Annotated in this window: 22 protein-coding genes; 8 read left to right on the top strand and 14 right to left on the bottom strand. The window is 63.2% G+C overall.

Annotation, left to right across the window (positions count from 1 at the left end; all coding sequences use genetic code 11):
* Position 1: 1 nt before the first annotated feature.
* The 4 genes from nadA to rho all read right to left on the bottom strand — a co-directional run bounded on the left by nadA (position 2) and on the right by rho (position 4,553).
* The gene (nadA, locus tag RIE53_05030) at positions 2-985 is read right to left on the bottom strand and encodes a quinolinate synthase NadA (GenBank protein MEQ9104041.1); all 984 of its coding nucleotides are present in this window, start codon (positions 983-985) and stop codon (positions 2-4) included.
* The gene (locus RIE53_05025; protein ID MEQ9104040.1) at positions 982-2,421 is read right to left on the bottom strand and encodes a glycine--tRNA ligase; all 1,440 of its coding nucleotides are present in this window, start codon (positions 2,419-2,421) and stop codon (positions 982-984) included. The genes nadA and RIE53_05025 overlap by 4 nt, the downstream gene beginning before the upstream one ends.
* A 78-nt stretch (positions 2,422-2,499) precedes the next feature.
* The gene (radC, locus tag RIE53_05020; protein ID MEQ9104039.1) at positions 2,500-3,210 is read right to left on the bottom strand and encodes a DNA repair protein RadC; all 711 of its coding nucleotides are present in this window, start codon (positions 3,208-3,210) and stop codon (positions 2,500-2,502) included.
* A 65-nt stretch (positions 3,211-3,275) separates the two neighbouring features.
* The gene (gene rho, locus RIE53_05015; protein MEQ9104038.1) at positions 3,276-4,553 is read right to left on the bottom strand and encodes a transcription termination factor Rho; all 1,278 of its coding nucleotides are present in this window, start codon (positions 4,551-4,553) and stop codon (positions 3,276-3,278) included.
* Here rho and RIE53_05010 point away from each other — a divergent pair.
* Genes RIE53_05010 through RIE53_04995 form a run of 4 tightly spaced genes read left to right on the top strand, consistent with a single transcriptional unit; the run spans position 4,533 to position 8,651 of the window.
* Positions 4,533-5,318, top strand: a complete 786-nt coding sequence (locus RIE53_05010) for an alpha/beta hydrolase (protein ID MEQ9104037.1) — start codon at positions 4,533-4,535, stop codon at positions 5,316-5,318. The genes rho and RIE53_05010 overlap by 21 nt on opposite strands.
* Positions 5,315-6,967, top strand: coding sequence for a UDP-N-acetylmuramoyl-tripeptide--D-alanyl-D-alanine ligase (gene murF / locus RIE53_05005; protein MEQ9104036.1), 1,653 nt, complete (start codon positions 5,315-5,317; stop codon positions 6,965-6,967). Before RIE53_05010 ends, murF begins: the two co-directional genes overlap by 4 nt.
* Positions 6,968-6,999: 32 nt before the next feature.
* Positions 7,000-7,578, top strand: a complete 579-nt coding sequence (locus RIE53_05000; GenBank protein ID MEQ9104035.1) for a ribonuclease HII — start codon at positions 7,000-7,002, stop codon at positions 7,576-7,578.
* A complete protein-coding gene (locus RIE53_04995) occupies positions 7,575-8,651 on the top strand; it encodes a glycosyltransferase family 2 protein (GenBank protein ID MEQ9104034.1) in 1,077 nt (358 codons plus the stop codon). Before RIE53_05000 ends, RIE53_04995 begins: the two co-directional genes overlap by 4 nt.
* On the opposite strand, the gene RIE53_04990 is transcribed toward RIE53_04995, so the two are convergent.
* From RIE53_04990 to RIE53_04960, 7 genes are all read right to left on the bottom strand, one after another.
* The gene (locus RIE53_04990) at positions 8,618-9,514 is read right to left on the bottom strand and encodes an EamA family transporter (protein ID MEQ9104033.1); all 897 of its coding nucleotides are present in this window, start codon (positions 9,512-9,514) and stop codon (positions 8,618-8,620) included. The two genes, RIE53_04995 and RIE53_04990, sit on opposite strands and share 34 nt — an antisense overlap.
* A complete protein-coding gene (locus tag RIE53_04985; GenBank protein MEQ9104032.1) occupies positions 9,514-9,939 on the bottom strand; it encodes a DUF4293 family protein in 426 nt (141 codons plus the stop codon). Before RIE53_04985 ends, RIE53_04990 begins: the two co-directional genes overlap by 1 nt.
* 342 nt (positions 9,940-10,281) lie before the next feature.
* The gene (locus RIE53_04980; protein MEQ9104031.1) at positions 10,282-10,734 is read right to left on the bottom strand and encodes a biopolymer transporter ExbD; all 453 of its coding nucleotides are present in this window, start codon (positions 10,732-10,734) and stop codon (positions 10,282-10,284) included.
* Between the two features lie 6 nt (positions 10,735-10,740).
* Positions 10,741-11,301, bottom strand: a complete 561-nt coding sequence (locus RIE53_04975) for a biopolymer transporter ExbD (GenBank protein ID MEQ9104030.1) — start codon at positions 11,299-11,301, stop codon at positions 10,741-10,743.
* 10 nt (positions 11,302-11,311) lie between these two features.
* Positions 11,312-11,584 (bottom strand): hypothetical protein, encoded by a 273-nt coding sequence (locus tag RIE53_04970; protein MEQ9104029.1) that lies wholly within the window; start codon positions 11,582-11,584, stop codon positions 11,312-11,314.
* Positions 11,585-11,605: 21 nt separating this feature from the next.
* Complete coding sequence (locus tag RIE53_04965; protein ID MEQ9104028.1) at positions 11,606-12,301, bottom strand: MotA/TolQ/ExbB proton channel family protein; 696 nt, start codon at positions 12,299-12,301, stop codon at positions 11,606-11,608.
* 172 nt (positions 12,302-12,473) lie between these two features.
* Positions 12,474-14,150, bottom strand: a complete 1,677-nt coding sequence (locus RIE53_04960) for a S41 family peptidase (GenBank protein ID MEQ9104027.1) — start codon at positions 14,148-14,150, stop codon at positions 12,474-12,476.
* 75 nt (positions 14,151-14,225) lie between these two features.
* Here RIE53_04960 and RIE53_04955 point away from each other — a divergent pair, with 75 nt between their 5' ends.
* The 3 genes from RIE53_04955 to RIE53_04945 are packed head-to-tail and all read left to right on the top strand — an operon-like array spanning position 14,226 to position 18,557.
* Positions 14,226-15,890 (top strand): helix-hairpin-helix domain-containing protein, encoded by a 1,665-nt coding sequence (locus RIE53_04955; protein ID MEQ9104026.1) that lies wholly within the window; start codon positions 14,226-14,228, stop codon positions 15,888-15,890.
* 16 nt (positions 15,891-15,906) lie between these two features.
* Positions 15,907-17,619 carry a penicillin acylase family protein gene (locus tag RIE53_04950; protein ID MEQ9104025.1) on the top strand — a complete coding sequence of 571 codons (1,713 nt, stop codon included), beginning with the start codon at positions 15,907-15,909 and terminating at the stop codon, positions 17,617-17,619.
* Positions 17,616-18,557, top strand: a complete 942-nt coding sequence (locus RIE53_04945; protein ID MEQ9104024.1) for a BadF/BadG/BcrA/BcrD ATPase family protein — start codon at positions 17,616-17,618, stop codon at positions 18,555-18,557. The genes RIE53_04950 and RIE53_04945 overlap by 4 nt, the downstream gene beginning before the upstream one ends.
* 25 nt (positions 18,558-18,582) lie before the next feature.
* Here RIE53_04945 and pckA read toward each other — a convergent pair whose 3' ends face one another.
* Positions 18,583-20,160, bottom strand: a complete 1,578-nt coding sequence (gene pckA / locus RIE53_04940) for a phosphoenolpyruvate carboxykinase (ATP) (GenBank protein MEQ9104023.1) — start codon at positions 20,158-20,160, stop codon at positions 18,583-18,585.
* A 50-nt stretch (positions 20,161-20,210) separates the two neighbouring features.
* On the opposite strand from pckA, the gene RIE53_04935 reads away from it, so the two are divergent.
* Positions 20,211-21,095, top strand: coding sequence for a glutamate--tRNA ligase family protein (locus RIE53_04935; GenBank protein MEQ9104022.1), 885 nt, complete (start codon positions 20,211-20,213; stop codon positions 21,093-21,095).
* On the opposite strand, the gene RIE53_04930 is transcribed toward RIE53_04935, so the two are convergent.
* Both RIE53_04930 and acs read right to left on the bottom strand, forming a co-directional pair.
* Positions 21,046-23,955, bottom strand: a complete 2,910-nt coding sequence (locus RIE53_04930) for a T9SS type A sorting domain-containing protein (protein ID MEQ9104021.1) — start codon at positions 23,953-23,955, stop codon at positions 21,046-21,048. The genes RIE53_04935 and RIE53_04930 overlap by 50 nt on opposite strands.
* Positions 23,956-24,042: 87 nt before the next feature.
* Entirely contained in the window at positions 24,043-25,998 is a 1,956-nt protein-coding gene (gene acs, locus RIE53_04925) for an acetate--CoA ligase (GenBank protein MEQ9104020.1), read from the bottom strand.
* Between the last annotated feature and the right edge of the window lie 23 nt (positions 25,999-26,021).

Here is a 26,021-nt window from a genome sequence, read left to right as displayed (position 1 = left end):
GTCAGGCAATCGCGGCGCTCATTTCGAGCATGCGCTCAATGGGCTTCAGCGCACGCACGCGGATGTCTTCGTCCATCGTGATCTCCGGGGCCTCATGCTTCAGGCAGAGATACAATTTCTCGATGGTGTTCAGCCGCATGTGGGGGCACTGGCTGCAATTGCATCCGCTGTCGGGTGGCGCCGGAATGAACGTCTTTCCGGGCGAATCCTTCTGCATCTGATGCAGGATGCCCTCCTCGGTGGCCACGATGAAGGTCGTCTGGTCCGATTCACGGGCAAAGGCCCGGATCTGACTGGTCGATCCGATGAAGTCGGCCTGACGGAGCACCGGCTCGTCGCACTCCGGATGCGCCAGGACGGGCGCGCCGGGGTACCGCATCTTGAGGCGTACCAGCTTCTGCTCGGAGAACGTCTGATGCACAATGCACACCCCGTCCCAGAGCACCATGTTGCGCCCGGTCTGCCGGTTCAGGTACGCGCCGAGATTCCGGTCGGGAGCAAATATGATGGGCTCGTCCTCCGGGAGTTGCCGAACAATGTGTTCGGCGTTGGAGGAGGTACAGATGATATCCGTCTGCGCCTTGGTGGCGGCCGTGCAGTTGATGTACGAAATCACGGTGTGGCCGGGATGCTGCCGCTTGAAGGCCTCGAATTCGTCGGCCGGGCAGGAATCGGCGAGTGAGCACCCGGCATTCAGGTCGGGCAGCAACACCTTCTTCGACGGATTCAGGATCTTGGCCGTCTCCGCCATGAAATGCACGCCGGCAAACACAATGATGTCCGCGTCCGTCTCTGCCGCCTTCCGCGCCAATCCGAGGGAGTCGCCTACGTAATCGGCCAGATCCTGGATGGCGGGCTCCTGGTAGTAGTGAGCCAACAGGATGGCGTTCTTCTCCCGCTTCAGGCGGGGAATTTCGGTCGTCAGATCCAACGTTGGATCCACGTCCTCATCCACGTATCCTATGTCGTCAAGCAACGGAATCATGCCGTCGGTTGCCAGTTGGCCATCTTCTCCATGATGTAGGCGGTCAGTCGCTCGGCTGGAATCCGGTCCTGTTGCATGGAATCGCGGTCCCGGATGGTTACCGTGCCGTCTTCCAGCGAATCGCCATCGACCGTAATGCAGAACGGCGTACCGATCTCATCCATCCGGCGGTACCGGCGGCCGATGGCGCCCTTCTCGTCATAGAAGGTTGCAAAATTCTCCTGCAGGTCGGCTTCAATCCGGTGGGCCATTTCCGGCATGCCATCCTTCTTGACCAGCGGAAAGATGCCGGCCTTGACCGGTGCAATCCGGGGATGGAATTTCAACACGTTCCGGACTTCCCCGTCCACGTCTTCCTCGCGATAGGCATCGCACAGCGTCATCAGGATGGTACGGTCCAATCCGGCGGATGTCTCGACCACATACGGGATGTAGCGCTCCTGCGTCTGCGGATCGAAGTATTCCAGCTTCTTGCCGGAATGCTCCTGGTGACCGGCCAGGTCGAAGTCCGTGCGGCTGTGGATGCCTTCCACTTCCTGCCAACCGATGGGATACTGGTACTGGATATCGAAGGCGGCATCGGCATAGTGGGCCAGCTTTTCATGCTCGTGCCAACGCAGCTTGCCGGCACGGATGCCGTTGTCCACGTGCCACTGCATGCGCTTCTCACGCCACTCCTCGAACGCGGCCATCTGGTCGCCTGGCTTCACGAAGTACTGCATTTCCATCTGCTCGAACTCGCGCATGCGGAAAATGAACTGCCGGGCCACGATTTCATTCCGGAACGCCTTCCCGATCTGGGCGATGCCGAAGGGGACCTGGTGACGGCCCGTCTCCCGCACGTTGTGGAAGTTCACGAAGATGCCCTGGGCCGTCTCGGGACGCAGGTAGATCTTGTTGTCCGCCTCCTGGATGGGTCCCAGGTGGGTGGCAAACATGAGGTTGAATTGCCGCACTTCGGTCCAGTCCGCCACGCCCGAGTCAGGCGACTTGATTTCTTCCCCGATGATGATGTCGTACAGCGCCCGCGGCATGTCCTCCGCATTCAATGCCTGGACGAGCTGTTCGTACACCCGGTCGGCGTCGCCGTCCTTGCCTTTCTTGCGGAGCCGATCGATGTGGCCCTCAATGAGCTGATCGGCACGGTAGCGCATTTTCGACGTCTTGTCGTCGATCATCGGATCGTTGAAGGCGTCCACATGCCCCGATGCCTTCCAGACGGTGGGATGCATGAGGATGGCCGCGTCCAGACCACTCACGTTTTCGTGCCGGTACACCATGGCGTTCCACCAGCGCTGGGTGATGTTGCGCTTCAGCTCGACGCCCAGCGGGCCATAATCGTAGGTGGCTGCAAGACCGCCATAGATTTCGGAAGACTGGAACACGAATCCGCGTCGCTTCGCGAGGGAGACAATTTTGTCGAACAGATCACTCATGGAAAAAGCAGGTGTAGCGGGGCATTCTGTAGCCGATCAAGTTACCCAACAGGCGTGTGGCATCAAACCAGGCGAATGTCAACCTTCAATCAATCCGCGCTCGGCAAGCGACGTATAGGTATCTCCTGCCACAATCAGATGATCCCGCAACGGGATGCCGATTACTTTTCCGGCCGATGCCAACTGCCGGGTGATCGCACAGTCCTCGCGGCTCGGCTCCGGGTTTCCGGACGGGTGGTTATGCAGGCAAATGACCGCGGCGGCATGATCCAGGATGGCCCTGCGGAAGACCAGCCGGGGCTCCACGACGCTGGCCGCCAGCCCCCCTTCGCTGGCCGTGAAGCTGCCCATGCACCGGTGTGCCGTATTGAGGAGCACCACGATGAAGATCTCCCGATGCAGATCGCGGAGCTTCGGCCCGAACTGCCGGAATACGTCCTGGGGACTGCGCAGAGCGGGACGTTCCGCTTTGCTTTCGTGGCGAACGCGGCGACCCAGCTCAAACGCGGCATTCAACTGGGCAGCACGGGCCGGACCAATGCCCTCCGTCCCCTGGAATTCCCGCGCTTCCCGACTCGCAACGGCCCGCAACGATCCGTACCGCTGCAATACGTGGCGTCCCAGCATGAGCGCCGACATGGGCCCGTTCCTGCGCTTCGTGCCGCTGCCCAGCACCAGGGCCAGCAGCTCGGCATCCGAGAGCGCTCCCGCACCGTGCAGATAGAGCCGCTCCCGCGGACGCTCGTCCTTGGGCCACGCCCGGATACCTTCCACCCGTTTCGCTTCCATCCGGAATCCCTCCTCCGTGGGTTTCCCGGATGGACCCGCCGGATGGCCGCGCATAACCTGCCGGCTCAGTCGTCCGAGTGCGCCATGGGGATGAGTTCGTCCAGGAGCTGCTCGTTGCTCGGCGACTGCTGCATGTGCCGGAGCAGCGCCTGCATGGCGTCGATCGGCCCGCGGCTGTTCAGCACGCGCATGAGGCGCCGGTGCTGGTCAATGTGCTCGCCGATCAGGATCTCCTCGTTCCGCGTACCGCTCTTTCGCAGGTTGATGGCCGGATAAATGCGTTTGTTGGCCATTTCGCGGTCCAGCACGATTTCCGCGTTGCCCGTGCCCTTGAATTCCTCGAAGATCACTTCGTCCATGCGACTGCCCGTATCCACGAGCGCCGTCGCAATCAGGGTCAGTGAACCGCCCCCTTCAATATTCCGGGCTGCGCCGAACAATTTCCGCGGAATGATCATGGCCCGCGCATCCAATCCACCCGAAAGCGTGCGACCACTCCCCTCGGCATAGATATTGAAGTTGCGGCCCAGGCGGGTCAGCGAATCGAGCAGGATGACCACATCGCGGCCGAGCTCGACGTAGCGTTTCGCATACTCAAGGGCGAGTTGCGACACCCGGACGTGGTTGTCTTCTTCCCGGTCGTTCGACGAGGCGAACAGTGTGGCCGCGGTGGACCGCCGGAAATCGGTAACCTCTTCAGGGCGTTCATCCACCAGGAGCGCCACCAATACGACTTCCGGATGATTCTGCGTAAGGGCCGCCGCAATCTCCTTCAGGATGTGGGTCTTGCCGGTTCGCGGTGGCGCGACGATCAGCGCGCGCTGGCCCTTCCCGATGGGGACGACCAGGTCCACCACCCGCTGCGTATAGTTGTTCGGAGAGGTCACCAGATTGAACTTCTCGTCCGGGAAAATGGTGTCCCCCTTCTCGAACTTGCGGGCGCGCATCCATTCGTCGACGGGAACGCCCATGACCTTGTCGACCTGATGCACTTGCATGTCGCCCTTGCGGCCGGGGCGGAGGGTGCCTTCCAGGAAGACCCCGTCACGCAATTTGTATCGTTTGATGACCGCAGGCGAACAGAACGGGTCGTCCTTGCCTTTGGGGACTTCCGCTTCGAAGGTCCGGATGAACCCGAACTTTTTGTCTCCAATGAGTTCCAGAAGACCGGAAAACGGTTGTGGGGCTGAATTGCGAGCCATTACCTGATTGGGATTGATTATCTTCTCGACCAACTGACAGCGCCTCTGGCGCGAGACGCATTGCCACAAGGGACGTTGCCTCAAGATGGAGACAGAATGGAATTTACGGCTCCTTTTGCCGTGACGCCCGACCGGGTGCATGTCGACATCCAAGAGGCTGAGAACGGTCCTGTCGTCCTCATGTTGCACGGGTGGGGAAGTTCTTCCGCACTCATGCGTCCGCTGGTGGACCGATTGGCCGGATCTGCTCGCATCGTATCCGTCGATTTTCCCGGTCACGGACAGTCTCCCCCTCCCCACACCGCCTGGGACATCCCGGCCCACGCCGCGCTGGTCCGGCGATTGGTGGAGGACTCCCGCCGCCCGGTCATCCTCGTCGGACACTCCAATGGTGGCCGCGTAGCTCTGCATCTTCTGTCGGAGCCGGATCCCCCGGAAGCCGTCACGGCCCTCGTTCTTATTGCACCCAGCGGCATCCGACGCAAGCGCACGGCCTCCACCCGGTTCAAGGCTGGATTGGCCCGCGTGCTGAAAGCGCCGTTCCAGGTCCTCCCCGGGTCCCTTCGCGCGCTCGGCGTGGACTGGCTTCGGCACTCGCTCCTCTGGAAGGCCCTCTCCTCTTCGGACTACCAGGCCCTCGATGGCGTCATGCGCGAGACGTTCGTGAAATGCGTGAACCACTATGTGGAAGACCGGTTGGACCGCATTGGTGTCCCGGTGCTCATCTTCCGCGGCGACGGTGACGATGCCATCACCGCCGAGCAGGTAGACCGCCTCGTCTCCGGCCTGCCCGACGCCGGCCTGTACACCGTTCCCGGTGCCGGCCATTACGCCCATCTGGACGCCCCGGATGTGGTCACCGAGGGCATCCGTTCCTTCTTCCCGGCCGGCCGCACAAACCCGTGATCACACCCATCCATACCCTCCTCCTGATCGTTTTCGGCGCGTGGGCCGTGGGCATGGCCGTGTGGCGCACGGGGCGGCGCCTGCGCTTCTTCCTGCACATGCTGCAGCTCGAGGGATACAAGCCGGGGGCCTACGCGGCATCCGTCAGCCACCACGCGCCCGACACGTTCGCCCGCCCCTCCCACGCCGTCGGGGGCATCCTGCTCGTCGCATCCGTCATCTGGCCCGAACCGCTGGTCCTCCTGCCGCTCTGGGGGCTGGCCTTCGCCTCCTCGCGACGCTACCGGAGGGATCGACCCAAGAAGCCGTTCGCCCCCACCGCCCGCATGAAGCGGCTCATGGTCGGCGCGGCCGTCATTGACCTCGCGTTCGCTGCAGGCGCCGCCGTTCTCGCACCCGGCGGCCCCCTGTCCGCCGGGCTCCTGGCCTTGTTCACAGCCGACCTCCTGGCGCCAGCAGCCGTTTACCTTGCCGCCGTCGTCCTCGCCCCCGTCGAACGGGCCGTCCACCGCTCGTTCATCCGCCAGGCCAAGGCCCATCTGGCCGGGCGCCCGGATCTGCGCATGGTCGCCATCACCGGGTCGTACGGAAAGACCTCCGTCAAATTCGCCATCCGGGACATCCTCGCCCAGCGGTATCCGGTCCTGGCCACACCCGGGTCCTTCAACACCCCCATGGGCATCTGCCGGGTCGTGAACACCATGCTGGCCGACGACCACCGCTGGCTCGTCCTGGAAATGGGCATCCGCCACAAGGGTGACATCGCCGAACTCTGCGATATCGCCCGTCCGCATATTGCCGTCATCACGTCCATCGGCGTGGCCCACCTGGAGACCATGGGCTCCATCGACGCCATTGCCGAGGAAAAAGGCAGCCTGCTGCGCTACGTACAACCCGGCGGCCGGGCCGTCCTGAACCTGGATGACCCCCGCGTCGCCGCGCTCGCCGGACCCGCCAACGCCCACCTCGCCCCACTCACGGTGTCGGCGCGCGGCAACCCGGACGCCGATCTCCGCGCCGAGGACGTCGCCTATACGGCCGAAGGCGTTACGTTCACCGTCCACTCGAAACCCGGAAACACGGCCGACCCTGACCCGAAGCCCGAAACGGTCGCCTTTACGTCCCGGTTGCTCGGCGAACACAACATCCTGAACATCCTGCTCGCCCTCGGCGTCGGTCAGTTGGCCGGCCTTTCCCTGCGGCAGATGCGCCATGCGGTCGCCCGCATGCAGCCGGTGCCCCACCGACTCGAATTGCGCCACGAAAACGGACAGCACGTGCTGGACGATGCGTTCAACAGCAACCCCGTCGGCGCCCGCAGCGCTGTCGATGTGCTCAGCCGGTTCACAAGCGGAAAGCGTGTGGTCATCACGCCGGGCATGGTGGAGCTCGGCGGTCGGGAGGCCGACGAGAACCGGGAATGGGGCACGTACATGGCGGACAAGGTGGACGCCGTGGTCCTGGTCGGCCCCGAACGCACCCGCCCGATTGCCGAAGGACTCCGCGCCGGCGGCTTCCCGGACGCACACATCCATCCCGTGCGCACCCTGTTCGATGCCCGCGACTGGCTCGCGCGCCACACCGGCCCCGGCGACACCATCCTCTATGAGAACGACCTCCCGGATCAGTACACGGAGGCGGCGCCGTGAATCAGCTTCTTGTCCCGGAGTTCGACGTCGACCTGGAAGCCTGGCTCCGCGAGCGCGGCCACACCCACATTGCCGGCACGGATGAAGCCGGCCGGGGCTGCCTGGCCGGACCGGTCGTAGCCGCGGCCGTCATCCTCCCCGAACATCACCCGCTGGACGGCCTCGCCGACTCCAAGACGCTCTCGGCCGCCCGCCGGGAGGACCTTGCGCCGCGCATCCGGGAGCACGCCCTGGCCTGGGCCGTGGCCGACTGCACGCCGGAAGAAATCGACGAGCGCAATATCCTCTGGGCATCCATGGAGGCCATGCGCCGGGCCCTCGAACGCCTGCGCATCCCCCCCGATTACGTCCTGATTGACGGCAATACCATGATCCCGTCGTGCCGGTGGCCGGCGCGTCCGGTCATCAAGGGCGATGCGCGCTGCGCCTCCATATCGGCCGCCTCCATCCTGGCCAAGACCCATCGCGATGCACTCATGAAGGACCTCCACAGCTCGTGGCCCGCGTACGGTTGGGACGCGAACGTCGGCTATCCTACGGCCGCGCACTACGATGCGCTCCGCCGCCACGGACCGACCCCCCTTCATCGCCAGTCCTTCCGCCTGTCATGACGCACCCCCGCGTAACCGTATTCATCGTTTCATGGAACGCCCGGCCCCTGCTCGAGCAATGCCTGCCGAGCGTCCTGGCCACCGATTGGCCGGCCCTGGACGTCGTGCTGGCGGACAACGCATCCACCGACGATTCCGTGGAATGGGTGCGCGAGCGTTACCCTGCCCCGGACTTTCCGCATCTCCATATCATTCGTCACCCGGAGAATTGGGCATTCGCCCGCGGAAACAACGAAGCCGTTCGTCAAGCAGGTACTATATCTTTTTCAAGTGACTACTATATCTTCTTGAACAACGACGTGGAAGTCCCGCCGGGATGGCTGCGGCCACTCGTGGAGCGCATGGAGGCCGAACCCGGGCTCGGCGCCCTGCAACCCAAGCTTCTCCAGCACGGCGACCGGTCCATGTTCGAGTATGCCGGCGCGGCGGGCGGCTTCCTGGATCGCTGGGGCTATCCCTTTACACGGGGTCGCATGCTGTTTGAGATGGAGCGCGACGCGGGTCAGTATGACCACGCCCGCACCGCATTCTGGGCGACCGGTGCCGCACTTATGGTTCGCCCCGCTGCCTGGGACGCCACGGGCGGATTCGATGAGACGTTCGTCATGCACATGGAGGAAATCGACCTGTGCTGGCGGATGCAGCGCGAAGGCTGGACCGTCGGCGTGGAGCCCTCCAGCGAAGTCTACCACATCGGTGGGGCATCGCTGCCCAAGGAGAGCCCGCAGAAGACGTTCCTGAACTTCCGGAACAACCTGCTGATGCTCTACAAGAACCTGCCCCCCGGACCCCGGCCGTTGCTACCCGGGCCCTTCCAGTACATCCTCTTCGTGCGCACGCTGCTCGATACATTGGCCGTGGGGCGCGCCGCGCTCTCCGGGCGCGGCGCCGAAGCCTGGGCCATCGTGCGGGCCTACGCGGCGGCCCACCGGATGAAAGGGCCCTACCGCGCGGCGCGCCCCACACGGGAAACCGCCGTTCCCCTGCCCTACCGCCGTTCCATCCTGTGGGACCGCTTCGTTCGGGGACGCCGCACCTTTCAGGAGCTCCCCGACGACGCCTTCGGCGTATAGAGCACGAACGCAACGGACACCAGGATCACCGTCATCGCCGCCACGCCCGGCAGGGTGGGCACTTCGCTGAACAGGCCCAGAGCCAACGCAGAAGCACCAATGGGTTCGGCAAGGCTCGCCACACCCAGCGTGGCCGCCGGGAAGTACTTGATCGCATAGTTGAACGCGCCGTGCCCCAGGAGTTGTGGAATGAGTGCCATCAGCACGCACAGGCCGTAGATGTACCACGGCCAGCCGAACAGCGGTGCACCGCGCAGGAGCGCGACGGCCACCGTCGTGAGCGCCGTCACGGCGTAGAGCGGGGCCACATAGGCCAGCCAGCTCCGGTGCTGCCGGACCACACGCCCAATGATCAAGTAAACGGCGACCAGCGCCGCCGCGGACAAGGCGAGGGTATTTCCGAGAAAAGGACGAGCGGCCGCCACCGCGGCTTCCCCCTGGGTCATTTGAAGCACAACGGTCGCCGAAATGGCCACCGCGATCCCGATGACTTCACGGCGAGTCAACCGTTCACGCAGAAGCACCCATCCAATGAGCCCCATGAAGATCGGGCTCAGCGAAACCAGGACCGATGCGCTCGAAACCGTCGTGTAGTACAGCGACGAAATGAACGCCACAAAGTGAAGACCCAGGAATACTCCGGCGGTCCCGATCAACGTCCATTCCCGCCGCGTGAACGACGCGATCTCCGCGCGGGACCGCAACAATGCAGGCACCGCCAGGAGCGCAGCGGCCGTCACGGTCCGCCATACGGCCACTACGTCACCCGGCGCCTCGGCCGCGTAGCGGACCAGAATGGGGCTGACGGATATGGCCAGCAGGCCAACCAGGAGCACCACATACGCGTGGCGGGGAATCCCCATCAGCGCAGACGATCCATGGATTTCACGAGACGGATATCGGCATCGATCTTCCGGCGCGCCATATACAGCAAGGTGTAGGTTGCCAGCGGGAGTACGACCACAATCCATTCACCCACGGAAGAACCATACGCATTGGCATCGGGCAGCGTGCCGGCCAGGAATTGGCCGGCGAAGAGTGCACCGACGGCCAACAGGACCAGTGCTTGTACGGCCAGAACGAACGTCCTTTGTCGCTGCCGGTCCTTGTACAAAAAGATCGAGAGGAACGCGCCGACGGCGACCAGTCCCAACAGACCCATACTGGTCGGGATGAACCAGGTCTGCGTGGAGGCAGCGGGTCCCGTCCAGACTTCCTCAATCAGAAAAGCGCCACCCGTGGTCAGCGATGCAATGAACAGATAAACCGTCTGTATACGTTGGATCATAGGTGCCTTCGAAAATGAGGGAAAACGGACTAACCCCCAAGAAAACAGAAAGAGCCGCACCAAAGGCGCGGCTCTTTCGATTTCCAAACCAATTCACGTTGGCGGGCTGAGGCAGATGAGATTAATCCGAGTGTAAAATTTCCCAGATCAAGGCGGGCTGAGGCAGATGAGAATTTTCGTCTGTCAAGGCCTAAGCCAACCGACGAACTTCGCTGCCTCCGTAATCCGAGTGTAAAATTTCCCAGATCAAGGCGGGCTAGACGAGGCGAGTGAGGCGTATGAACATACGCTGCAACGAGCCGAGTCGACGCCCAACACAGAGCTGGGGAATTTGACGCCGGATTACAGGGCGACCTGGCGCTTGGTTGAATAATTAATCCTCAACGTCCCCGCCTCACGCAACTCCTGCTGCACATCGAGCACCGTTCCCATCTCGGAGGTCTCGTCAACGCGCAAGGACACGATCAGCTTGGGCTGCTCGATGATCTTGCGGTACATGACGGTCCGGATGGCCGCGATGTCTTCGATGAGCGCGTCGTCAATCTGGACCGCCGTTTCGCCGAGACGGTTGCCGTCCAGCTTCATCGGGCCAATCCAGATGTACGACACAAGGCGCTTCTGCTCGATCTTCGAAATGGCTTCAGCCTGGGGCAGGAGCGTCCGAACCTGGACCGTCTGTTCCCGGAGCACGGTGCTGACCATGAAGAAGATCAGCAACATGAAGATGATGTCCGGGAGCGACGCGGTAGGGATGTCCTGCTTGGGCTGCGTCTTTTTCTTGAAATGTGTACTCATGGGGTGTCAGGCCTCATCCGGCTCGGCGATGGAAATCTGCGCCTTGATCTTTTCACGGATGGCATTTTCAACATCCGTCTGCTCGATGGCATCCACGTAGGCCTGGTAGTTTTCGTATCCCAGCTTGCGGGCTTCAGAGTCCCACATCTCGAAATACGCCATCCAGACCTCATCCAGCACGTTCACGTACGCATTGTAGGGCGTACCCCGTGCCGTCTTGATGGAAACGAGCGCCCGACCAGCCGTTTCGGCATAGTTCGGATCGACCCCTTCGTTGAGCACGTGTGTCTTGACCTCATCCCGGATGAGCTGCACGGCAGAGGGAGCATCCTCCACCAGTACGAGCCCTTCCTCATTGACGAGGATCTTGAGCACATTCCGTTCCTTGATCGGCGGCGGTTCGACATCCTCCTCCAGCTTGGGAGGGAGCACCATACCGATGCCCGTATCGACGTCAATCGTCGTGGTCACAAGGAAAAAGATCAGCAGCAGAAAGGCGATGTCGGCCATCGATGAGGTCGGGATTTCCGCCTCGGTCCGTCCTTTCTTCTTGAGTAATCCAGCCATCCTCTTGCCTCTATGAAAACAGGCCGCGAAGCCCGGATGCGAGCAGCGCGAGCGATGTCAGAACAATCGAGAGCAGGCATGCCATGACGGCGGCCTCCGCCCAGGAATCCATCACAAAGCCGAGCACGCCCAGCAAAAGGATGGGAATCATGGTGAGGACAATCGTGGTCGGGTTGACCTTTCCCTGTACGAGGGAGCGGATGCCGAACACGCCGATGGCGAGCAGACTGAGCCCGGTCACCGCAATGACAAGCCAGACTGCGACAGGTACAATACCTTCCATGGTGTCAGGGGTTTAGGGTGATCAGTTGCCGGCCGGACGGCCTGCCTGCAGCAGCACGAGCGAATCGATGAGTTCGATGGAGGCTTCCTCCATGTCGATCACAATACGGTCAATCTTCGACGTGATGTAGTTGTAGAAGAACTGCAGGATGATGGCGGTGATCAGACCGAACACCGTCGTCAGAAGGGCGACCTTGATACCACCGGCCACGAGGCTCGGCGAAATGTCACCGGCAGACTCAATGGCATCGAAGGCCTCGACCATACCCACAACCGTCCCGAGGAAGCCGAACATCGGCGCCAGGGAGATGAACAGCGACAGCCAGACCAGACCCCGCTCCAGGAAGCTCATTTCAATGGAGCCGTAGCTGACGACGGCCTTCTCGACGGCTTCAATCCCTTCGTCGTGACGAAGCAGACCAGCCTGGAATACCGATGCCACGGGACCGCGCGTTCCCGCACAGACTTCTTCCGCAGCCGAAATGCCACCCTCTTCGAGGGCACCTTTCACTTTGACGATGAATTTGCGGGTGTTGATGTCCGCGCGGTTGAGCGTGATGATGCGCTCAAAGGCAATGGCCAGGCCGATGATCAGCGAAATGAGCACGGGCCACATGAAGTCGCCGCCCTCGTTGAATCGCTGGACAAGAACGTTGACAAGGCCTTCGCCGGCTGCAGCTTCCTGCGGCAGCATCAGAAGCAGACTGAAAAGCTTCATGAACACATCCCTCCTCGTAGGAACAGGTTTATAAACAACACAATCGTGTAGTGGTGGAGTAACTTCCCGACGACCTCCCGGAACGGGGCGGCACGCCGTAAATGACAGGCTTCATAATATCCATAAATGAACCGATTGTCAATTCAAGGACCCCGTCAAAGATTCAAAGTTGCTACCGGGCCGAAGAGTAGGACGTAGCCAACTCCTCCGCCGGCGGCCAGAGTCGCTGCGATTCCACGATCAGGTGGTCCACATCGGACCAGACCTCGAACCAGGCCGACCGGTCCCACAGGCGGGTAGCCAGTCGTCCCTTCAACAGGGCATCCAGCATCTCGCGGTTTTCCGCGACCGCGGAAGCCTCGAAGGACTGGACCTGGTCGTCAGCCAGACCCTCGGCGGCAACCCGTTCTCCCACAACGACTCCGCGCGTGGCGGAGTAGTCCAGGAATTCATCCAGGAGCGTCTCGGGAACGGTATATCCGTCAACAAAACCATCCGGCGTATCGCCCCAGCGCTCCCGCATGCCGGCCCCGTTCAGTTCAATCCAGTGGCGCACGAAATCATTCTCCAGACTGCGGACCAGGACCGCCTGCATGAGCGGTGAAAGGCTGTCGGCCTGGATGGTGTAATCCGGGATGACGCCCCCTCCCGCCAGCACGATCCGGCCGGATGCCGTACGGAACTTCAGGGAGTCCGGAGCCAGCTCAATGAGCTCGCGCGTATCGTGGACCACGTCCTCGTGCCGGATGTCCCGTTTGCTCGTGTAATAATCCTCACGATCCCCGTTTTCGTAGGGCGTCTGGATGAGCCGTCCCGAGGGCGTATAGTACCGGGCCGTGGTCAGACGGACCGCGCTGCCGTCGCGCAGCCGGTACTGGTTCTGTACAAGGCCCTTTCCGAACGTCCGCCGCCCGACGATCAGGCCGCGATCATGATCCTGCAAGGCGCCGGCCACGATCTCACTGGCCGAGGCCGATCCGCCGTCCACCAGCACCATGACCGGTTGCGTCTCCCACATGCCACCCGAGGTGGCCGTATAAGTGATGTTTGAACCATTGGCACGCCCCTTCTGCGACACGATGACCTGTCCTTCCTTCAGGAACTCATCGGACATCTTGACGGCCATTTCCATGTAGCCACCCGTATTGCCACGTAAATCCAGCACCAGACGCTGCATGCCGGTATCCTTCAAATCCTTGAGCGCCAGGGCGAACTCCTCGTAGGTGGTCCGTGCGAACCGGTTTATCCGGATGTACCCCGTCTCACTGTCCAGCATGTATGCGCTGTCCATGGTGTAGATGGGAATCTTGTCCCGCACGATGGTGAACGGGATGAGCCCGGGAGCCCCGTTGCGCTGGACCTGGATGGTGACTTCCGTGCCACCCGGCCCTTTCAGATGTTTCTGCACGTCCAGTGTGGTGAATCCGATGGTGGACTTGCCGTCCACGAACAGGATCTTGTCCCCGGATTGGAGCCCGCTGTCCTCGCTTGGCCCACCCGGCAGCACGTTCAGCACGGCCAACGTATCCTGACCTTCCTCACCCGGAAGCAGTTCGAACGAAATGCCGATTCCTTCGTATCCGGCGTTGAACTGCTCGGTCTCCTGCTTCAGGGCCTCGGCGTCGAAATAGACGCTGTGCGGATCGAGCTCCTTGAGCATGGCCACGACGGCCGCACTCGCGAGCGCATCGTTGTCCACTTCCTCCACATACTGCTGGTTGACCAGGAACAGCGTATCCTCCAATTTCTGCAGGGCGTCCCGGGTGTCGACCTCGAGCACACGTGCCGTCAAATCGGCACCGAGCAACAGAATGGCCGTCGTGAGCAGACCGATGGTAAGTTTGCGCATGAGTATCTCCTTCATCCGAATATTGACCACAGGTTACGGACCGCAAGCCGTGATTGATCCCATCCCCGAACGACTGTGACCAACAAAGAAATCGCCCGTCCACTGAAGGAAACCGCCGCCCTGGTCGAGCTTACCGGAGGCAATCCCTTCCGGGCCCGGGCCTTCGCGAACGCGGCCCGCACCATCGAGCGGATGGACGAACAGATTGCCACCCTCAGTGACCTGACCGGTATTGCCGGGATCGGGGCCGGACTGGCCGCCCAGATCGGCGAGATCCTGGAGCGGGGCACCTTCGAAGTGCGGGATGACCTGCTCGGGTCCATCCCTCCCGGCCTGCTCGACATCCTTTCAGTGAAAGGCCTCGGCGCCAAGAAGGCCCGCGCGCTCTGGCAACAACTCGGCGTACAGACCCTGGAGGACCTGGAACAGGCCGCGGCAACGGGTCGGATTGCGGAATTGGAGGGATTCGGCGCGAAGAGCCAGCAGTCCATCGTGGACAACGTGGCATTGCTTCGCTCCTACCAGGGGCGCCGCCGCCTGGCCGATGCGTCCGCGCTGGTGGCCCGCGTGGCCGCCCACCTCGGGGATCGGCGCGTGCAGGTGACCGGCGAACTCCGCCGCAACCTGAATGACGTCGGTCGGCTGGACCTGCTGCTGGAAGGCGACCTGCCGGATGCGGGAGACTGGCTCAGGGATCCTGTCCCGACCACGTGTCACGGGTTTGCTGCCCTGGACGGAACCCTCTCCGACGGCATGGCCGTCCGCTTGGTGGCCGCGCCCGGGGCCGATCTGGCCCGCGCGCTGGCGCTCACGACGGGACCGGACTCGTTTTCGGAGGTCCTCGTGGGGGCATTGGGGGGCGAGACTGCTGGAATCGGGAGTGACACAGACACCGAAGAAGCCGTCTTCGAAGCTGCCGGCCTGACGTGGATCCATCCGGCGTTGCGTGACCTGCCGGGAGCGGTGGAACGCACCGCCGAGCTGGCCCGGCTGCACCTCATTACGCTCGACGACATGCAGGGCAGCCTCCACAACCACTCCACCTACAGCGACGGGGCCCATTCCCTCCGCGAAATGGCCCTGGCCTGCCGGTCGCGCGGCTGGTCCTACCTGGGCATCTGCGACCACTCCCAATCACTCAAGGTGGCCAACGGCATGACGCCCGCCACGGTGAGCCGCCAGCAAAAGGAAATCCGCGCGCTGAACCAGGCCTTCGCAACGGACGGCGGACCGGCGTTCCGGATATTCTCGGGGGTGGAAAGCGACATCCTGCTGGACGGCAGCCTGGATTACCCGGACGACATCCTGGCCACATTCGATTTCATTGTCGCCAGCGTGCACACGTCGTTCAACATGACCCGCGAGCAGGCCACCGAACGCCTGGTAACCGCCATCCGGAATCCGCATACGCGCATTCTGGGGCACCCCACTGGGCGGCTCATCCTGCGCCGCGAGGGCTACGACATCGACCATGAAACCGTACTCCAGGCGTGTGCCGAGCACGACGTGGCCGTCGAACTGAATGCCAACCCCTACCGCCTGGATCTCGACTGGACGTGGATTGAGCGTGCCCGGGAGCTCGGCGTTCGGGTCGCCATCAACCCCGATGCGCATTCCGTGGACCAGCTGGACCTCACCGAGTGGGGCGTCCGGGCGGCCCGGAAGGGCGGCCTCCAACTGGACGAGTGCCTGAACACCCTGTCGGCAGACGCCTTCGAAGCCTGGGCCCACCGCGCATGACAAACCCACCTGGCGCATGATGTCCCGGATCCTGATCGGCAGCCTGCTGGTCCTCGCGCTCCTTGCCGGGGGGGTCTCGCTCGTATGGCACCTGGCCTACGGCGTCCAGGATGGACCGGACCCGTCCGAGGTCGTGGACCTGCGCTCAACCCATCTGTACGAAGACCTGGGCCGAGCGCACGCCACCCACCGGACGTGGATCAGCCTGCTCCTGCGGCAGGCCGCCCTCGGTCGACTCGGTACCTGGTTCGGTCCGTCGGCCACCGCCGAGGACATACGCGTCGTGGAGCTCGGTTTTGCCGTATCGGCCCGCGCCGCGTTCCAGGCGCTTCCGGAAGCCGAGCAGGACCGTTTTGCAGCCTACGCCCGCGGCATGAATGCGGGCCTCGCCGCGGCCGACGCCTCCCTGGCCGCCCCGCTCGTCATCCTCGACGCTGAGCCGGCGCGGTGGGAGGCCTGGCACGCTCTGGCCGTCGAGCGGCTGGTCCTGTGGCTGTACGCCTCCCACCCGGAAGGCACGGCCGACTACCTTCTCCAGCAGCGCCTGGCCTGGTCAGGGGGCCTCTGGAACCACGTCTGGATGAGTGAAGACGGTGCGGCCGGAGCCCGCCTGTTGACCGGTACATCGGCCGTTCCCGTGTTCCAGGAAGCCTACATCCGGCGCCCCGACGGCGCTTGGCTCGGCAGCCTGTTGACCATTCCCGGCACCATCATGGCGCCCATGGGTGCACGTCCGGAGCTGGCTTGGGCCTTCACGCTGCGGAGCGGCATTGAGCGACTGCCCGCCGGGACGGGCGTGACCGTGGAACACGACCGGGTCACCATCGGCCTGGATGAGGTGCTGGTGGAACGCCGACGTCGACCGGACGATGCTATACGTATGCCCGGCCCGAACGCCGATCTCCGATGGGCCGGCCTCGGCGCCGCCACCGATGCGTCGCAGTGGATGGCCCTGCTGGACGGCCGGGCGGGCGGGCCGTGGATGCTCCACACGGGTGACGGGTTGGTCCGGGAAGCCGGGCAGCCGGTACGGATCTCGGGGCGCCCGGAGACCGTCGTTCAGGCCAGCGGACGCACGCTCGTGTCGAACGCGCCCCCGGAATCCTCGGCCGAGCGCGCCTTCGTCGAGTCCACTGACCCCACCTCCACCCATAGCCCCTTCGCGCAGGATCGGGTCCAGGCCTTCCTGGCAACCATTCCGGATTCCGTTTCGCTCGGTGCCGCCAGCACGCAGGCGCTCACCTATCTGCGGAACTGGAATGTCACGTTCGATGCCACGGAAATCGGCGCCACCCTGTTCGATGCGCTGGAGATCCAACCCGACAGCACACCCTCGCAACCGCTCACCCGCTTGAACCAGGCCATGGACCGGCTCACGCTCCGGATGGGGCCGGATCCCAGCCGCTGGCGGTGGGCCGATGCGCATCCGCAGCGACTGGCGTTTCCGGGATGGACCCCGGCACCATCGGACCCGGATCCCGAGCCTGAGCCACGAACGGTGCGGATTTTCCGGGACCGATACGCACCGGTTACCGTACATGGAGGTGGGCATCCCACGTCCCTCGTCTGGCATGCCACGCCGGGCGCCCCGGCCACATCGGCCTGGGAGGGCGCGGTCGGTGCCCGGGGCGCCCTCGCATTCCGTCGTCCCGATATCCGGTTCGATGCCTTCCTGGGTCGCTCCATGCGCCTGGATCATCCCATAGACGCCATCACGGCGGTGCCATGACCCCACCTCCAACCCCGGCTTCCGGAACGTCTGCTCGCTACCTGATCGGCGTGGATATCGGTGGCACGAAAACCGATGTGCTCGTCCGGAGCGGGCCCAATGCGGCCAGCATCCGGACCGAGGGCGGCAACCTCCGACTGGATCCCGCGGATGTCTGGGCAGACCGCCTGGAATCCTGCCTCAAAGACGTGCTCACGGCTGGACATCCCATCTGGATGTGCATCGGCGCCGCCGGTGGCGGCAGTCGCACGGCCGCCGAGGCCCTGGAACAGGCCCTGCTCGCCCGCATGGAGCAATTGGAAGCCGTCCAGGTCGTATCGGATACACGGATTGCCTGGCAGGGGGCGTTCGGCGGTGAATCAGGCATCATCGTGATTGCCGGTACCGGATCAGGCTGCTACACGGTGGACGAAACCGGCTCGGAATACCGCACCGGCGGCTGGGGACCCGTCATCGGCGACCCGGGAAGCGGACGCTCCATCGGTCTGGCTGCCCTGCGCCATACCCTGGTTTCCGCCGAGGCCGGCTCCTTCTCCATGACGGCCGATCGCACGGCACAGGCCCTGCTGGACGGCGCGCGCGTATTCGGTCCGGATGCGGTGTCCACAGGCGTCCTGCTGGACGCGTTCTATTCCTCGTCTTCTCCCAATACCGCCCGCCTGGCCCCGGTGGTGCTGGGCGCCTATGCCGACGGCTGTCCACACGCCCGCGACCTCCTGCTGGACGAGGCCGGCCAACTGGCCAGGCAAGGCGCCCGCTTGGTGGCCCACCATGCTCCCGCCAAACGACACATCGCGCTCGTGGGCGGCCTGGTCAATGACGACGGTTACAAAACCATCCTGGAGTCGGCACTCGAGACGGAGTTGCCCGACTACACGCTGGTCCCGCCGGCGCATCCGCCCGTCCAGGGCGCCCTCGAACTGGCCGCCGCCGGATGACACGCGGAATTTATCGCCGTCAGAGTCAGATGATCGGGCCGGCGGCCTTGACCGCCTCCGAAACCCCATCCTCATACTTCCGGAAGTTATCGCGGAAGAGGCCGGCCAGCTTCCTGGCCGTGACGTCATAGGCATCGCCGTCCGACCAGGCCGAGCGCGGAATGAGCACGTCGGTGTCGACGTTGGCAATCTGCGCGGGAATACGCATGCCAAAGACCGGATCGGGCACGGTGGGCGCGTGCTGCAACGTGCCGTCGTGGATGGCATCGATGATGGCACGGGTGTTCTTCAGGCTCATGCGCGTCCCGGTACCATAGGCGCCGCCGGACAGGCCGGTGTTTATCAGCCAGGCATTCGCCCCGAACTTCTTCATTTTGGCAGCCAACATCTCGGCATAGGCATTCGGGTGCAGGACCAGAAAGGCGGCGCCAAAACACGCCGAGAAGGTGGCCTGCGGCTCATCCACCCCCATTTCGGTACCGGCAACCTTGGCGGTGTAGCCCGAAATGAAGTGATACATGGCCTGCTCGGGCGTCAACCGCGCCACCGGGGGCAGCACGCCGAACGCGTCGTACGTCAGGAAGATGATGTTGTCGGGGTGGCCGCCCACACATGGAATCTTGGCATTGGCAATGTGCTCAATCGGATACGACGCCCGCGTATTCTGCGTGATGCTCACATCCGTATAATCGACTGTATGCGTTTTCTCGTCGTAGACCACGTTCTCGAGCACCGTGCCGAACCGGATGGCGCCGAAGATTTCCGGCTCCTTTTCGGCCGAGAGGTCGATGGCCTTTGCATAGCATCCGCCCTCGATGTTGAAGACGCCTTCGTCCGACCAGCAATGCTCATCGTCCCCGATCAGGGCGCGGTGCGGATCGGCCGACAGCGTCGTCTTGCCCGTTCCGGACAGCCCGAAGAACAGCGAAACGCTTCCGTCCTTCCCTTCGTTCGCGCTGCAGTGCATGGAGAGCACGCCCTTCTTCGGCATGATGTAGTTCATCACACTGAAAATGCCCTTCTTCATTTCGCCGGCGTACTCCGTGCCCAGGATGACGAACTCACCCGTGCGGAAATTCAGGTCCACACTCGTCTTCGACGTCATGTGGGACGTGTTCTTGTTGGCCGGGAATTTGCCCGCGTTGTAGACGATGTATTCCGGATCGCCGAAATCCGCCAGTTCCTCGGGGGTCGGGCGGATGAGCATGTTGTGCATGAACAGCGCGTGGTACGGCCGCGTGCACACAATCCGGACTTTGATCCGATGGCGCGGATCCCAGCCGGCAAACCCGTCCACGATGTACAGGCGCGGCAACGTGTTCAGGTAATCAATGGCCCGCTCCCGGTTGATGTCGAACGTATGCTCGTCCAGCTTGATGTTCACCGGGCCCCACCACACATCGCTCGTCACATCGGCCGAATCCACAACCCGCTTGTCCGACGGGCTGCGCCCCGTTTTCTTCCCGGAACGGACCATGAGCGCACCCACGCTCGAAATGGCGGCGCCCTCATCGTATTGGATGGCCTCTTCGTAGAGACAGGGGGGCGCTGCGTTGCGGATGAGGTTCTTGACCGTAATGCCGTACTTTTCAAGCGTGAACATGGGAAACGTTGGATAGATGAACGTCAATTGAACCAAATGTAGCACGTTCCATGATTGCCGGGGATGAAGAAGTCCAAAAAGTGAAGCTCGTAACGCGGTTCGCGCCGACCCCCAGCGGATACCTGCACCTCGGCAACCTGTACAACCTGCTCCTCGTGGAGCGGCTGGCCAAGCAACTCGGCGCCGATCTCATCCTGCGCGTGGACGACCTGGACCGCAGCCGGTACCGCCGGAAGTATGCCGAGGACATTTTCCGGGTGATGCGATGGCTCGGCGTGGACTGGACCGCCGGACCCCGCTCGGTCGCCGAGCTGGAATCCACGTACTCACAGAATCTGAGACTCGACCGATACACCGCAGCACTGGACCGCCTCCGCCCCCACGTTTTCGCGTGCCGGTGCTCCCGTTCGGACGTCTCGGAGGCATCAGAGGACGGAGGATACCCCGGCACCTGCCGCGACGTGGGCATTCCGCTAGACGCGCCCGACGTGGCGTGGCGATTCCGCCTGGACGGTGCGCCGGACGTGCGCGATCCCGTGGTCCGGAAGCGGGACGGCCGTCCGGCTTATCACATCGCATCGGTCGTGGATGACGTGGACATGGGCATCACCCACGTGGTTCGGGGCGAAGACCTGCGCGCATCCACCCGCATCCAACAGGCCCTGGCCCGCGCGCTGGAGTCAACGCCGAGCCCGACGTCAGACCTTGGGCCGGATTATTCGGCCTTCGCACGCGTGGTCTTCCTCCATCACCCCCTCCTCACCGCACGGGAAGACGCAAAAATCTCCAAATCCGCTGGCCGGCGGGCGCAGAGCCTGCTCGAGACCACGGGGTTTACGCCCGAGGACGTCCGCGCCGGGTTCGATGCGTGGCGGATATCCACACTCACCGCGTCAGGATCACACTTCGCGTCGAGGTCACGCCGCCCGCCCTGAGTCGAACCAGATACAAGCCGGCGGGCAAGGATGCGGCATCCAACAGCACCGTGTGCTGTCCCGCGGACTGAACGGCATCCTGGAGCGTGCCCATGTGGCGGCCGAGCGCATCGAACAGATCGATCTGTGCTCTTTCCGTGCCGTTCAACGTGTATTGGACCCGTGCCTGGTCCCGGAACGGATTGGGATAGACTGAGGTCAGCGCGATCTCCGTCGGTAGCGCCGCATCGCTCTCGGCCCCCACGTTGCTGGCAATGAAGAACGGTACCGCTTCGGAAAACGTCCCGACTTCATTCGAGATGCGCCAGTAATACGTCCCCGCCCCAAGAACAGGAGCCACGACCTCACCGGAGCGAGCGCCCTCGACTTCGAAGAGAACCTGTTCAAACTCCTCATCCAGCGCGATCTGAAGGACATCGGCCTCGAAGACCTGCTCCTCCCAGTAAAACGTCGGCTGATTGCCCTGAACGATCTGTCCGCGCGACGGCGCTCCGGGCGTCGGACCGGGTACGGATGGAACATTAACGCGGAAAACGGTGCCGACCTCCGGCATGGGAGAGGTGCCATCTGCGTCCACGCTGACGAACACCAGGCGCCCGAGCACTTCCTCGCCATGGACGTTCGGCTGGCAGTCAGGGCCCGGGTGGTAGCACGAACTGATGAGTGTCTGGAGCCACACGTCATGGCCAGTCGAGCCCGGAGCGGTATCGAGCGGGCTGAAAGCGTAGATCCAGTCGGTCTGGGGGTCGTCCTGTTCATCGGAGACGGGATGATCCGCGTCCCGCATGCCCCAGCCATCCTGATCCACGTCGAGTACCGCGGGAATCAGACGGACATCGTCTGACGTATCGCCGGTCGTGTCACGACCGGTCCACCAGAGTTCAAATGGCACCGCTTGGAGCGAGTAGCCGTCGAACTGGCTGAACCGATCGTATCCGTAGCACCCGGTCGCCGTAGGGCTCGACTCGACGGGTGTTTCGGCCTCTTCCCAGGCGGAGCGGCACGCGTCGGTGAAGCGGATTTCCAGATCCGACCTGAGCAGCGTGGACGGCGTTGTGCGAATGGACCGCCGGAGGAACGTAGCATAGTCACCGGAATGACTGAACTCTGAATCGCGTCCCGTGTGCAGGACCCATGTCGCGCCGGACGTTTGTGCGTGGGCGGGTGGTCGATCCTGCCCATCCACCGTGGGAAATCCGGTATCATCGGCCGACCAGGCGCCCATGACGGGAGGATCCAGCCGGCCCGATGCATTGGCGGTAATGGAAATGGAGGTGATGGGATTCATGGAGACCGGGCGTCCGCCGGTTGTGAACACAATCCGCTCCGACCACGGGCCATACGAAAAGCGGTCCGTTGCGCGCACGCGCACCGCATACATGGTGTTGCGGTCCAGTTCCAGACTTGCGCGAGGAAGTCTCGTATCCCTGATCTCCGCACGCTCCGGACGTCCGACCGGCATGACTTCCAGCTGAAACGGCATCTCCGGCCCTTCCCATGACCACAGCAGGTCAAACGCCACGGGCTGCCGTTCCGCATAGGGCCCTACGTTCAGGATTTCGGGCGCCATGGTAATCGGCTCGGCCGCGCCGACACTGCGCGGAATACTCTCCGGTGATCGGTTCAGCAACTCGGCAGCCTTCTCCTTGAGCTTCGTAACGCTGTTCAGATGGTCCGCACCGAACGCGGTAATGATGGACACGAATACTTCTACCGAGTCACCTGGCGCCAACGTCACCGGGCCGACCGATTGAACATTCCGACGGTCCGCGGGAGCGATGGCCGTTCCGTTGCCATCGGAGTTGATTTCCGACCAGAATTCCCGTCGTTCCGGGTCCCCGGGAAATGCATACGGCACCGGGGTGCCAGACGTGTCCGCTCCTCGACCGCCGAGCGTAAAGGGACTACCGTCAAGCCAGCGAGACGTCATGTAATTGTAGAACTCCTCTGATGACCCGTGGGGATCACCCGTTCGTCCTCCACCCCCGTTGTAGTAGGTGAACGAGGTCATGTTTGGAAGCATCGCGTCAAAACCCGTGGTCCGCGTCAACTGATATCCGATGGCCGGCGGCGCGAGGCCGTACACGTCGTCATCATTGTTGTCCGCATTGTACGAGAAACCCATGGCCAGGCTGGAGTCACTTCCCACGTAGTCGTCGAAGGCTCTACCCAGATCGGTATCGGCAAAAATGCCGAACTGCAGGTCGCGGATGGTATCCGGCGACTTGTTGATGACCGTATAGCGGTAGAACGTCGTTCTATCATAGCCCTCGGCGGCCGTTGCAAAGGCCAGAACCTGGACTTCAACGCCGAGGGGCGCGGATCCACCTTGCTCATGCACATTCCCGATATCGTTCATGACCCACCAGTGCATTTCGTCGCCGTACAACCGGGGCCGATCGCCGGCATTCAGGTCATAATTGTCCGGATTGCCGTCACCGTCCTCTACCGGTGCACCCAGCTGCCAAGGCCAATGGTTGACGTGCGCGGAGGGCTCGCCACCGGAATCCAGCGCCAGCAGATCCCGCCGCGATACCTCAAAAATCGTATCAAACGAGGCGCAGTCACCGCCGGCTGCGACCGCTTCATACGGCCCAGGCCAGAATTCGTACGGCCCGTACGCCGACGCTGCCGTACGCAGATCGCCGTCCACGTATCCGCCCAGCCACAAACCGGCCGCGAATGTTGCGTGGTTGCCTCCTCCTGCCGGGACTTCGTACACGTTCCCCTGTCGGTTCCAGAACAAACCGCCGTTGTTGAGCATCTTGGCCCGGACGTCGTTGGCGTTGAGGAGGGACTCAGCGGTGGCGGGGTCACAGGACTGCGCTCCGGCAACGCTGACACCCCACACCCATAGCATCAATATTCCAATACGTATGGCAGGTCGGACGTGTCGCATCATACCGTTAACATACGCGGTTGACGCGGAATCCGAATGTGCCCGAAGTCACGACTGCTGATTGGCCACCAGATCCTCGACCACACCGGGATCGGCGAGGGTTGAGGTATCACCCAGGCTGTCGGACTCCCCTGCGGCAATCTTGCGAAGAATCCGGCGCATGATCTTGCCACTCCGGGTCTTGGGCAGCGCCGGTGCGAACTGGATGACATCCGGCTTGGCAATGGGCCCGATGACGGTGCGTACGTGCTCAGTGAGGGTCTTGCGCATGGCATCGTCCCCCTCCACCCCTTCGTTCAGCGTCACGAAGCAATAGATGCCCTGCCCCTTCACGTCGTGCGGGAAGCCCACCACGGCGGCCTCGGCCACGGCGTGGTACGCGACCAGCGCGCTTTCCACCTCGGCCGTGCCCATCCGGTGCCCCGACACGTTGATGACGTCGTCCACGCGGCCCGTAATCCAGTAGTACCCGTCCTTGTCGCGCCGGCATCCGTCTCCCGTAAAGTAGCGGTTCGGGTAGCTCGAGAAATACGTCTGCATGAACCGCTCGTGGTCGCCATGGATGGTCCGCGCCTGACCGGGCCAGGAGCGGCGGATGGTCAGGACCCCTTCGGTATCGCCCGTCTTCGGGTCCGGTTTCCGGAGTTCTCCGTCCGAGCCCAGGATTTCCGGTTCGATCCCGAAAAACGGTACCGTGGCTGAACCCGGCTTCTGTGCGATGGCGCCCGGGATCGGAGTGATCATGATGCCTCCCGTCTCGGTCTGCCACCACGTATCGACGATGGGGCAGCGCCCGTCCCCGACCACGCGGTGGTACCACTTCCATGCTTCCGGGTTGATGGGCTCGCCCACCGTGCCCAGCAGGCGCAGCGAGGACCGGTCGGTCTTCGTCACCCAGTCATCCCCCTGACGCATGAGCGCCCGAATGGCCGTGGGCGCCGTGTAGAACTGTGTAACCTTATGGCGATCAACGACTTCCCAGAACCGGGATGCCGTGGGCCAGGTCGGAACGCCTTCGAAAAATACCTGAGTCGCCCCGTTCATGAGCGGCCCGTAGACAATGTAGGAGTGGCCGGTGATCCAGCCGACGTCCGCCGTGCACCAGTACACATCGCCCGCGTGGTAATCGAACACCAGTTCGTGCGTCATGGAGGCGAACACCTGGTACCCGCCGGTCGTGTGGACGAGCCCCTTCGGCTTGCCGGTCGAACCCGACGTATACAGGATGAAGAGCGGATCCTCGCTGTCCATGGGCTCGCACGGACAGTCGGCGCTGACCGCGGCCATTTCTTCGTGGAGCCACGCATCCCGACCGGCCTGCATGGCAACTTCCGCTCCGGTGTGCCGCACGACGAGCGTCGTCGTGACTTCCGGACACTGGGCCAGCGCGGCATCGGCATTGTCCTTCAGGCGGACCGCACGGCCGCCGCGACGCCCTTCATCGGCCGTAATCAGCGTGGTCGATGCGCAGTCCTGAATCCGACTCGCCAGGGAATCCGGCGAAAAGCCCCCGAAAACCACGGAATGCGGCGCTCCGATGCGTGCGCAGGCCAACATGGCGACCGCAGCCTCCGGAATCATGGGCATGTAAATGGTCACCGGGTCGCCCTTCTTCACGCCGTGCTTCTTCAGCACGTTCGCCATGCGGCAGACCTGATCGTGCAGCTGGCCGTAGGTGATGTGCCGGACCTCGTCCTCCGGATTGTCGGGCTCGAAGATGAGCGCCGTCCGGTCCGCGTGCTCCGGAAGATGCCGGTCGAGCGCATTGTAACACGCGTTCGATTTGCCCCCCAGGTACCAGCCAATCCGCACGTTCCCGGGAGCATAGCTCGTGTCGCTCACGGTGTGGAACGGCTCGAACCAGTCTATCCGGCCGGCCGCCTTCCGCCAGAACCCGTCGGGGTCCTGCGTGGATTGCCGATAGAGGTCATCGTACGCCTCGCGGCTTGGAATGTGGGCGTTCCGGCTGAATTCGGCGGGTGTGGGAAGGATTTCGTCGGACATGGCGCTTGTGCGGTTTTCGTTCC

This window comes from Rhodothermales bacterium (assembly GCA_040221055.1).
Classification (GTDB): domain Bacteria; phylum Bacteroidota; class Rhodothermia; order Rhodothermales; family UBA10348; genus 1-14-0-65-60-17.
The sequence above is the reverse complement of the archived record's forward strand: the minus strand, read 5'-3'. Positions and strand labels throughout refer to the sequence as shown.